This is a genomic window from Polaromonas sp. P1_G4 (genome assembly GCF_056405475.1).
In genome coordinates this window covers 1-10214 of record NZ_JBFUCA010000115.1, presented here as the reverse complement: position 1 = coordinate 10214, position 10214 = coordinate 1, and the positions used below count along the sequence as shown (strand labels likewise).

Here is a 10214-nt window from a genome sequence, read left to right as displayed (position 1 = left end):
TCGTAATAGGCACGCGAGACCACGATCTGGTTGGGCCTGGAGAAGTCCATGATGCGCTGGGCCACATTGATGCCGTCGCCCACCACATTGACGCGGTTGTTGATGTCAAACACCATGCGGATCGGTCCCAGGTGCAGGCCCACCCTCAGGGACAGCTTGCGGCCGTACTTTTGTACCAGGAGGTCGCGCAGCAGCAGGGCCGATTGCAGGGCCTCTTCGGGGTCGCCCAGAAAGCAGATCGCCGCGCCGTCGCCGGTGTCGATCATGATCCGCGACGACTCCTTCACGCCGCCGATGGCCTTGGTGATGAGTTCGTTGAACAGGGTCTTCAGTGCCACCTGCTGGTCGACCGAATAGGTGGAGTAGGACACCAGGTCCAGGAACATGATCGTGCCCAGTACGTTCTTGCGCAGATTTTCGGCGCTATTGAGCGGAATGGACTGGGAATTGGCCGCGTAGGCGAGCACGGCGCTTTCGGACAGCAGCTTGCTTGTCTTTGTGGTTGACGTATCGGTCTGCGGCGCTACCGTCGCTACCGGGGCAATGGCGGCTGTGTTGGACGACGGGTTGGCGGCGCGGATGGTCTGCGTCTTGAGAAAGTCCGAGCTGATCAGGGCCTGGCGCAGGGCTCCGACGTCCTGCGGGCGCTGTGTTTCGTTGGGCATCATGGCCCAGTCAATGGCGCGCAGCAGGGGCGCACCGAAGACCACCGCGCTGGCCGTGTCGGCCGCCTTGGGCATGGTGTCCTCGCGCACCCGCGAAGCCGACTCCATCGGCTTGTGCCCCGTTGTCATCCAGTACATCACCGCCCCCAGCGAATAGACGTCCGTCCACGGCCCCTGGTGTCCCTTGCTGTGGTACTGCTCAAACGGTGCGAAACCAGGGCTCACGATGTTGGTCATGTCGTGGTTGCCGGTCACGCGCCGGGCGGCGCCGAAGTCGAGCAGCACCGGTGTGCCGTCGGCGCGGATGTAGATGTTGTCCGGCTTGATGTCGCGGTGCAGGAAATTCACCTTGTGCACCGCTTCCAGCCCGTCCATCAACGGGTAGACGATCTTCAGCAGACCCTGTTGGTCCAGCGCCGGCTGCCTGGCCAGCCAGCGTTTGAGCGGGTCGCCGGACTCGTACTCCATGACGATGTAGGCGGTCCCGTTTTGCTTGAAGTAACGCAGCACCCGCACGATGTTCGGGTGGCGAAAGGACGCCAGCGCCCGCGCTTCGTCGAGGAAGCGCTCCAGCCCCCAATTGAACTGGCCGTTGTTCGCACTGGAGCGCACGTGCACCGACAGGTCCTCCGCGCGCACGGCCAGGTCGCCGGGAAAATACTCCTTGATGGCTACCGGCAACTGCAGGTTGATGTCCTGCGCCAGATAGGTGATGCCGAAGCCGCCGCCGCCCAGCATCTTGTCGATGCGGTATTCAAAAACGGTTTGTCCCGGCAGAAGCGCAGCCGCGTCTTTGCCTTCGCCGCCTGTGGGACGCACGGGCAGGGCTTGCGTTGTTTCTTCCGGTTCTTCCATTCGTGGGATCGATTCGTGGGGGCTGAGGGTGCCTGTGAATTATTGAGCCCGGCCGGACATCAGGCGCCGTGGTCGATCATCTGCATGGCTTTTTCGAGGCTGCGCCGCATGCGGTTGAACGCGCCGCCGAGCACGGACACTTCGTCTTTGCCGCCGTCAGCGAATTCCGGTACATCAAAGTCACCGGTGCTCACCTTGTCGGCGGCCTGGGACATGCGGCGGATAGGCCGCACGATGAGCCAGCTCAGCATCAGGTTAAGTACGACAAAAACTACGGCGAAGACAGTTGCCAGCGAGGCCATGAAGGTCTTGAAGGTGCGGTCTGCGTTGCGGATGGGAATGTCCATGGGAACGGTGACAACCTGCGCGCCGATGATTTCGTTGTGTTTCCAGCCGAAGCCGTTAGCCTCGCCATAGACCTTGATCATGCTGGCGGGCGCATTGGCCGGTACGCTGTGGCACTGCAGGCACGCCGCGTTGGTGATCTGGATGGGCTTGGCAATGTACAGCAGGCGGCCCGTGGCGGCGGAACGCTCGGAAATCAGTTCTTTCGATTCGGCATTCTGGCGAAATTGCTGGACGATATCCGCTTCCCAGTCGGTGGCGCGGTCGCGCGGGTTGGTCGGGTTCAGCGTGGCTTCCTTGTAGCCGTAGTCACGGTACTTTTTCTGGATGTGGCCCAGCGTTTCGGTGGCGGCGTAGGCCGGAACGGTCTGGGGCAGGAACACTTCCTCGAGTTGTTTGTCCAGGTGCGGCTTGATCTGCTCGACGGTGTAGGCCCGTACGGAAAGCGCGGTGTCCATCATGAGGCGGGCGTTGCGCAGCACCTCTTCGCGCGCATTGTCCTGCAGCAGCTGGCGCGAGATGTAGCCGGCCGCGGCAAAGCCGGCCAAAAAAACCACGACCAGCACCAAATTGAATTTCAGTCTCAAGCCCATAGCGCCTCCAGGTGCCCTGCAGTCAGCAGAGCGGGATTATTCAGCAGGTCCAACAAATTGTTACTATTTTAGTCCTGCCCGGGGGCCATTGTGCCCCGCTCGTCGCACCCGATACACCGGTAGTAATGCCAATTACGGCCAACAGTGATAATCGCTGCCATGTCTTCTTCTCCCAAAGTGCTTTTTGGCTTCCATGCCGTCGGCGTTCGTATCAAAACAGCGCCCCAATCCGTCCTGGAAGTGTTTTTCGATGTGTCCCGCCGCGATGCGCGCATGCGCCAGTTCACGGACCGGGCCCGGGAGGCGGGTGTGCGGCTGATCGAATCCGACGGTTTGCGCCTGGCAAAGATGTGCGGCAGCCACGGCCACCAGGGTGTTGTGGCCCGGGTCGACGCACTGGCGCAGGTCAAATCGCTCGACGAATTGCTGGAGCAACTCGAAGAAGCCGGTGTTGCCCAGCCGCTGCTGCTGGTGCTCGACGGCGTGACCGACCCGCACAACCTCGGCGCCTGCCTGCGTGTGGCCGATGGCGCCGGCGCCCATGCGGTGATCGCGCCCAAGGACCACGCGGCCGGTATCAATGCGACCGTCGCAAAGGTCGCCAGTGGCGCCGCCGAAACCATGCCCTATTTCATGGTGACCAACCTGGCCCGTACCCTCGGCGAGCTCAAGGAACGCAACATCTGGTGCATAGGCACCAGCGACGATGCGGAAAAAACAATTTACGACGTGGACCTGAAAGGCCCTGTGGCGCTGGTGCTCGGCGCTGAAGGTGAGGGCATGCGCCAGCTCACGCGCAAGACTTGCGATGAGCTGGTCAGCATCCCGATGCATGGCGCGGTGGAAAGCCTGAATGTGTCCGTAGCCAGCGGTGTGTGCCTGTACGAAGCCCTGCGCCAGCGCAGGGCATGACGACGCCGCAGCACTTCGACCTGGTAGTCATAGGCGCCAGTTTTGCCGGGCTGGCCTGCGCGCGCGCCGCGGCCAGGGCGGGCCTGCAGGTCGCCATTGTCGAAAAGAAGACTTCTTCCGGCGACAAGCTGCACACCACCGGCATCATCGTGAAAGATGCCATAGACACCATCCCGTGGTTGCAGCAAGTGCCCGCGGCGCTGGTGCGGCAGGTGGACGGCGTGAGGCTTTATTCGCCCAATCTTCGCCATGTCGATCTGCACGCGCCCGGTTATTACTTCTGGGCAACCGACACGCCGGCCCTKCTGGACTGGATGTGTGCGTCCGTCGTGGCGGACGGTGTCACCTTGCTGGGCGGCACGCTGTTCGAGCAGGCTGCGCGAGACAGCGGCGGCTGGGCCGTGTCGGTCAAGTCGGTTGCATCGCAGGAGCCGATGGTGCTGCAGGCTCGCTATTTGGTCGGCGCCGACGGCCCCCATTCGCGTGTGGCCAAGGCTTTGGGCCTGTCGCTCAATACCCAGTTTCTCTTCGGCATCGAGCATGAATACGGCCAGGCCCGGCTGGATGCCAACCTGCTGCACTGCTTCATAGACCGCCAGCTCGCGCCCGGCTACATCGGCTGGGCTGTTGCGGGTGCCGGCATTCACCAGATCGGGCTGGCCAGGCGGATGTCCCCCTCAGGCGCGTCCGTGCCTGCCAAACAGGCGTGGATGGGCGCTTTCATGGAAAAAATCGCGCCGCATGTGGATGTCGGCAACGCAAGTCCGTTGGCGACGCGCGCCGGCATGATTCCCTGCGGCGGGGTGCTGAAGCGGGTGTCTGATGCACGCGTCATGCTGGTCGGTGACGCCGCCGGCATGGTGTCGCCCGTGACGGCTGGTGGCATCCACACGGCACTGCAGCATGGCGACGCGGTGGGCAGCGCGGTAGCCGCCTTTTTGCAAGGTGGTTCGGCCGATGGCAGCGACCCGGCTGATCCAGCGCAAGGGCTGGTGCGGCACTACCCGAAGTTCCGCGCCAAGCGCACGCTGCGCTGGCTGTTTGACCGCTTTCAGGCCGACTGGATCTTCAATATGGCCCTGGACACCGAACCCATGCGGCAGGCTGCGCGCATGGTGTACTTTCACCGGCGCGGCAAACCAGAGTAGCCGCCCCGAAACGGGTTGCTAGACCAGCCCATACCAGCCCAGCAATGCGCCAGCGCCCAGCAGCCACAGCAGATGGATTTTGCTGCGCCAGACAATCACGGCTGTGGTGGCCGCCAGCAGCCACACCGGCCAGTCTTTCAGCGAACTACCGTTGGCGGTGGCCAATATCCAGCTTGTCGCGATCAGCAAGGCCACCACGATGGGTCCCATGCCCTGCTTGAAAGCCCGCACCGCGCGTAGTTCGCGGTTGCGGTGACCCCACTGCGCGGCCAGGTAGGTGAGGGTGGTGCTGGGAATCAGGATGCCCAGCATCGCCAGGAAAACGCCCAGCAGCCCGGTCAGCATGCCCCCCGCGTTCRGCCCCACATTCCACCCCAGCAAAGCGATGAACAGCACATTCGGCCCGGGGGCTGATTGCGCAATGGCRATGGACGCGTTGAACTGCGCGTCGGTTAGCCAGTGCTGCTTGTCGACCAGGAAACGGTGCATGTCGGGTGCGGTGGTGATGGCGCCGCCGATCGACAGCAGCGACAGCGAGAGGTAATGCAGGAAGAGGTCAAACCATTCCCGAGCGCCGAAGACGAGGTGCAGCGACTCGGTCATGGTGCCAGCCTGCGGTAAGCGAGCACACAGGCCACGCCGCCCAGCCCCAGCAGCACGTAGGCCAGCGGAAAGCGCAGCAGGGCGATGGCCACAAAACAGGCCACACCGAACGCGGCGCACAGCTGCAGGCCCAGCACGTTTTTCTTGAGCGCGCCGAACAGCTTCAGGCCGGTCGCGCCGATCAGCCCTGCTGCCACGGCGCCCATGCCGCGCAGCGCGCCAGCCACGCCGGGATGCCCGGCAAACTGGGCATAGACCACGGCCAGCAGCAACACGAGCACCAGCGGTACCGTCAGCATGCCGGCCAGCGCTGCCAGGGCGCCCTTGAGGCCGAAGTAGCGGCCACCTATCATCAGTGAGATGTTGACTACATTGGGTCCGGGCATGATTTGCGCGACGGCCCAGTCTTCAATGAATTCCTCGCGCGTCATCCAGCGCTTTTTTTCGACCAGCTCGCGTTGCACGACAGCCAGTACACCGCCAAAGCCCTGAAGCGCCAGCAAGGTGAATGAAATGAAAAGGTCGGAGAGGGATCGGGGTTTCGGGTGGTCTTCGGCGGGAGGGGTGCTCATGCACCAATTATCGCCGCTTCATCGATGCACCACAGCCTGCGCACAGGAGACCGAGGACCGCCGTTTGCTATTAATAAGATAGCTGCTTGCGCCCGCCGAATATGCGCTGCAGGCCAAAATGGCATGAATTTCCGGGCCGGCGCCCGACATGCCCTGCATGGCGGCTACAGCCGCAGCTCCCAGGTTTCGCCGACCAGGTTTTTTTTCCCAAAGCCATGGTAGGGCTCGCTCCTGGTCAGCTTGAAACCACGCCTGGCGTAAATGGCGCGCGCTGCGTCCAGGCAGCTGTTGGTCCAGAGCACCATTTTTTTGTAGCCCTTGCTGCGCGCAAATGCGATGCACTCGTCGGCCAGTCGCCCGCCCAGGCCCAGTCCGCGCGCCTGCGGCGTGAGGATCAACATGCGCAGCTGGGCCACGGTGGCTGATTTACGCGCCACAAACACCGCGCCCGCGCGCTCACCGTCGACTTCGGCTATCCAGCACTTCTCCCATTCCGGCTGGTGGTTCTTGAGGTATTTGCCGGCAATATCGGCCACCAGGGCCTCGAACTCGCTGTTCCAGCCGTATTCACGCGCATAAATTTCACCGTGTTGCTGCACCACCCAGCCGATGTCGCCGGGCCCGGGGTCGCGCAACAGCACGGTTCGTGTCGCGGCAGGTTCCGTGCGGCTGGCCAAAAGCCGCTGCACCGTGGTCATGGCCGTCACCACCTTTTGCTGGTGGTCCGGCGCCAGCGCGGCCAGCAGGGCGGCGGCCTCGTCGCGGGAGCGCTGCTGCAGCGGCGCAAATGCAGCGTGGCCGGCCTTGGTCAGCTTCAGCAGGCTTTGCCGCGCGTCCGCCGGCGAAGACGCGCGCGCCAGCCAGCCGTGGCTTTCGAAGCGGCGCAGGATGCGGCTCAGGTAACCCGCGTCCAGTGCCAGGTCGCGCCCCAGCTCCGTGGCTGTGGGCTGGTCGCGGTGGGCCAGCTCATACAACACCCGCACCTCCGTCAGCGAAAACTCGCTGTCCAGATAGGGGTCCAGTACGCCGATGCGCTGGGTGTAGAAGCGGTTAAAGCTTCGCACGGCCTTGACGTGGGCTGTAGAAGCGGGGGGCGCTCCAGTCTGGAGCGGGGCAGGCGTGCTTGAGGCGGTGGTATTGATTGACGAGATCATGGTAGATATCGTCAATCAATTGATTGACAAAGTCAAGTATGTGGCATCTTCTGGCAACACATCTGGTTCGGCAGCCCGGCCTCAGATCACCCGGCGCGGCGCCGCTGTGGCYGCATCGCCGCTGTTGGGCGCGCCGGTCGGCTCAATCAGCAGCAGGTGCGCCTCTTGCGGYGCCCGCGGACGATGRCGCACCCCGCGAGGCACCACGTACAGCTGGCCTGGCTTGAGCGTGACGGTGGGCTGGCCGTCGATGTCGATGTGTAGCTCGCCCTTGAGCACCAGGAAGAAATCGTCGCTCTCGGGGTGCGAATGCCAGCTGAATTCTCCCTGGACCTTGACGACCATTACGTCGTGCCCATTGAACTCGCTCACGGTGCGCGGCTGCCAGTGGCCTTCAAAGGTCGCGAGCTTGGTCTGCAGGTCTACGGCTTCTTTCATGTGAACTCCTCTTTCATGGCGGTTGAGTGCGGTTGAAGAGGGAGTTTCCTTGTCCAGGGCTGCTGCGTCTTGTACGATTGTTTCCTTTACGATTGTTTCATGCACGACGCCCAGGCCCCCACGCCCAAAGACTGGGCCCGCTTTCGTCCCGGCGCACTGGCCGGCGTGACTCAGATGAACGCCCACTTCACTGAGCACACCTTCGAGCGCCACAGCCACGAAACCTATTCCATAGGGGTCACCGCCTCCGGTGTGCAGACCTTTCACTGCGGCGGCACGCTGCACGCCAGTCTGCGCGGCGATGTGATTCTTTTTAATCCCGACGAACCGCACGACGGCCAGCGCGGCACGCAGGAAGGTTTTGGCTACAGCATGCTGTATGTGTCGCAGCAGGTGGTGAACGAATGCCGTGACAAGGAAGCCGGCCTCGACATGGCGGCTTATTTTTGCCAACCTGTGGTGCGCGACGCCGCCATGGGCCGCGCGCTGGCGCGCGCCATAGGCGCAGGCGGGCAGGCGCAAGAGTCGCTGCGTGCCGAAGAGCTTACGCGCAATGTGCTGGTGCACTTGCTGCAGCGCTATGGCGAGCGGCGCTCAGGCGATGAAGTGAAGCCGGCTGGCGTTGCGCGCATGGCCCGCATTCGCGACTACCTGCGCAGCCACTTCGACCAGGACATCACCGTCGATGCCCTCGCAGGCGAGGCCGGCTTGTCGCGTGTTCATCTGACCCGCGCCTTCGCCCGGCAGTTTGGCGTACCGCCGCATATCTACCTCAATGCCGTGCGCATCGAACGCGCCCAGTCAGCCATGCTGGCCGGGCAGGGCCTGGCCGAGGTGGCTGCCGCCTGCGGTTTTGCCGACCAGAGCCATTTCAGCCGGCGCTTCAAGGGCAGTGTGGGTTTGTCGCCCGGGGCGTGGCTGCGGCAGATGAACCCTTCTGCCGTCACCATCGAGTGAATCTACTGCAGGTCGGTAAATAAGGACTCCCCGCGGTCAAGCGGGTCCACAACTACGTTATAGATTTCATTGATGCGCCAGATCGGGGTTTCATAGGCGGCCTGGCCCTGCACCCTTACCAGGAATGCGCTTTTCCTTTCGTGAGCGGCAAGGGTCAGCTCACAGGAGAACTCGATTTGCCCTGTGTCCGTCGAAATGGCGCTCACAAGTTCATGCGCGGCAAGCGAGAGGCGCTCGGCGCTTTCGTGCGGCAAGAGTTGATCAACCTCATAGGTTCGCAGCACGATCTCAGTGATGCGATCGATGAGGTCGTCAACTACGGAGTTCGGATTTGTGACCATCTGTGGGTGCATTTTGGGGATTCCCCCGTGTCTCCCAAAGAACTAAAAAGCTATATCTATATTGCAGATTGTCATGAGTGGAATTTTCGCTTGATTGTTCGGTCAAGCATGGTTCCCGACAGCGAAAGTCGCTTTCGCGATACCACCTTAGACCGACATCCCGCCAGAAACCTCAATCACAGCCCCATTGACATAACTCGCCTCATCGCTCGCGAGGAACGCATAGACATTGGCAATCTCCTCCGGCCTTCCCAGGCGCTTGAGCGGCACATGGGCTTCCATCTCCTTGAGCACCTTGTCGGGGATCGTGCTGAGGATGGGCGTTGAAATAAAACCGGGGGCCACCGCATTCACGCGCACGCCCTTGGGGCCCAGTTCGCGGCTCCAGGTTTTGGTGAAGCCGATCACGCCGAACTTGCTGGCCGCGTAATTCGTCTGGCCGAAGTTGCCGTAGATGCCGACGACTGAACTGGCGTTCAGTATCACGCCGCTGCCTTGCGCTGTCATGGTGTCGGCCACCGCTTGCGCGCAGTGAAAGACGCCGCGCAGGTTCACGTCGATCACCTTGTCAAATTGCTCCAGTGTCATTTTCTGCAGCCTCGCATCCTGCGTGATGCCGGCGTTGTTGACGAGGACATCAATGCGGCCGAACTGGTCCTTGACCTCGCCGACCACTGCATCCACCATGGAGCGCTGGGTCACGTCCATCACATAACCAACGGCCTGCGCGCCCAGGGCCTGGCACTGTTTGACGGCTTCATCCACACCGGCTTGTTTCACGTCGCAGACGATGACGATGGCGCCTTCCTGGGCAAACTTGAGTGCGGTGGCCAGGCCAATGCCCTGGGCGGCGCCGGTGATGATGCTGATCTTGTTTTGGAGTCTTGGCATGAAGTGGATATTGGATATGGATCGATGAGATGAATGGGAGGAAGGGTGAGTTAAACGAAGCAGCTCAGTAAACCGGCTGATGTTGGCGGATCGCATCTTTGACCGCATCCGTCAGCGCAAAGCCGGGCCCGAATTTTTCGGCCAGTTCGTCGCAGTGCGAGACAAAGGCGTCAATCCCCATGCCGTAGATAAACTGCATCGCACCTCCGGTCCAGGCCGGAAAGCCGATACCGAAAATTGAGCCGATGTTGGCGTCATGCACGGTGGTCAGTACGCCTTCGCTGAGGCATCGGGCAGTCTCCACAGCCTGGCGGTAAAGCAGCCGGTCTTTGAGTTCGTTGATGTCCCAGGCGGCGCCGGGTTTTTCAAACAGGGACTTGAGTTCGGGCCACAGGTGTTTTTTCGCACCTGGCTCGGTGGGGTAGTCGTAAAAGCCACCGCCGCTGGCGCGGCCGGGGCGCTTCAACTCTTTCACCATGCGTTCGACCAGCAGCTCGCCGGGCGTGGCGGTGTAGGTCTTGCCTTCTGTGGTGAAGTCGGTGCGTGTCTGGTCCAGCACGTGCACGCTCAGTGACAAGGCGGTTTCGTCCAGCACGGCCAGCGGGCCGACGGGCATGCCGGCCTGGATGCCGGCATTTTCAATCGCGGCGGCGGGAATGCCTTCGCCCAGCATGGCCGCGCCTTCCATCACAAAGGTGCCGAAGGTGCGGCTGGTGTAAAAGCCGCGCGCATCGTTCACC

12 protein-coding genes are annotated in these 10214 nt (G+C 62.4%); 3 read left to right on the top strand and 9 right to left on the bottom strand.

What is annotated here, in order from left to right:
• Positions 1 to 1520: protein kinase domain-containing protein (locus AC1D1X_RS08045; protein ID WP_477698102.1), on the bottom strand; the 1520-nt coding region annotated here is incomplete at its 3' end.
• 59 nt (positions 1521 to 1579) lie between these two features.
• Positions 1580 to 2458: a c-type heme family protein gene (locus AC1D1X_RS08040; protein WP_477669368.1), complete on the bottom strand. Its 879-nt coding sequence runs from the start codon at positions 2456 to 2458 to the stop codon at positions 1580 to 1582.
• Positions 2459 to 2617: 159 nt separating this feature from the next.
• On the opposite strand from AC1D1X_RS08040, the gene rlmB reads away from it, so the two are divergent.
• Together rlmB and AC1D1X_RS08030 are read left to right on the top strand one after the other, a co-directional pair.
• Positions 2618 to 3370 (top strand): 23S rRNA (guanosine(2251)-2'-O)-methyltransferase RlmB, encoded by a 753-nt coding sequence (rlmB, locus tag AC1D1X_RS08035; protein WP_477649216.1) that lies wholly within the window; start codon positions 2618 to 2620, stop codon positions 3368 to 3370.
• Positions 3367 to 4518: an NAD(P)/FAD-dependent oxidoreductase gene (locus tag AC1D1X_RS08030; protein WP_477669369.1), complete on the top strand. Its 1152-nt coding sequence runs from the start codon at positions 3367 to 3369 to the stop codon at positions 4516 to 4518. The genes rlmB and AC1D1X_RS08030 overlap by 4 nt, the downstream gene beginning before the upstream one ends.
• An 18-nt stretch (positions 4519 to 4536) precedes the next feature.
• Here the strand turns inward: AC1D1X_RS08030 and AC1D1X_RS08025 are convergent, their stop codons facing one another.
• From AC1D1X_RS08025 to AC1D1X_RS08010, 4 genes are all read right to left on the bottom strand, one after another.
• A complete protein-coding gene (locus AC1D1X_RS08025) occupies positions 4537 to 5121 on the bottom strand; it encodes a chromate transporter (protein ID WP_477698101.1) in 585 nt (194 codons plus the stop codon).
• Positions 5118 to 5693, bottom strand: a complete 576-nt coding sequence (locus AC1D1X_RS08020) for a chromate transporter (RefSeq protein WP_457280691.1) — start codon at positions 5691 to 5693, stop codon at positions 5118 to 5120. The genes AC1D1X_RS08025 and AC1D1X_RS08020 overlap by 4 nt, the downstream gene beginning before the upstream one ends.
• Positions 5694 to 5857: 164 nt before the next feature.
• Complete coding sequence (locus AC1D1X_RS08015) at positions 5858 to 6847, bottom strand: bifunctional helix-turn-helix transcriptional regulator/GNAT family N-acetyltransferase (RefSeq protein WP_477698100.1); 990 nt, start codon at positions 6845 to 6847, stop codon at positions 5858 to 5860.
• 81 nt (positions 6848 to 6928) lie between these two features.
• Complete coding sequence (locus tag AC1D1X_RS08010; protein ID WP_457280693.1) at positions 6929 to 7285, bottom strand: cupin domain-containing protein; 357 nt, start codon at positions 7283 to 7285, stop codon at positions 6929 to 6931.
• 99 nt (positions 7286 to 7384) lie between these two features.
• Here AC1D1X_RS08010 and AC1D1X_RS08005 point away from each other — a divergent pair, with 99 nt between their 5' ends.
• Entirely contained in the window at positions 7385 to 8242 is an 858-nt protein-coding gene (locus tag AC1D1X_RS08005; protein ID WP_477669371.1) for an AraC family transcriptional regulator, read from the top strand.
• A 2-nt stretch (positions 8243 to 8244) separates the two neighbouring features.
• Here the strand turns inward: AC1D1X_RS08005 and AC1D1X_RS08000 are convergent, their stop codons facing one another.
• From AC1D1X_RS08000 to AC1D1X_RS07990, 3 genes are all read right to left on the bottom strand, one after another.
• Positions 8245 to 8595, bottom strand: coding sequence for a hypothetical protein (locus AC1D1X_RS08000; protein WP_477698099.1), 351 nt, complete (start codon positions 8593 to 8595; stop codon positions 8245 to 8247).
• Positions 8596 to 8730: 135 nt separating this feature from the next.
• On the bottom strand, positions 8731 to 9474 hold the full coding sequence (fabG, locus tag AC1D1X_RS07995; protein ID WP_477669373.1) for a 3-oxoacyl-ACP reductase FabG: 744 nt from the start codon (positions 9472 to 9474) through the stop codon (positions 8731 to 8733).
• A gap of 64 nt (positions 9475 to 9538) precedes the next feature.
• The coding region (locus AC1D1X_RS07990) for a 3-hydroxyacyl-CoA dehydrogenase family protein (RefSeq protein WP_477698098.1) at positions 9539 to 10214 on the bottom strand (676 nt) is incomplete at its 5' end.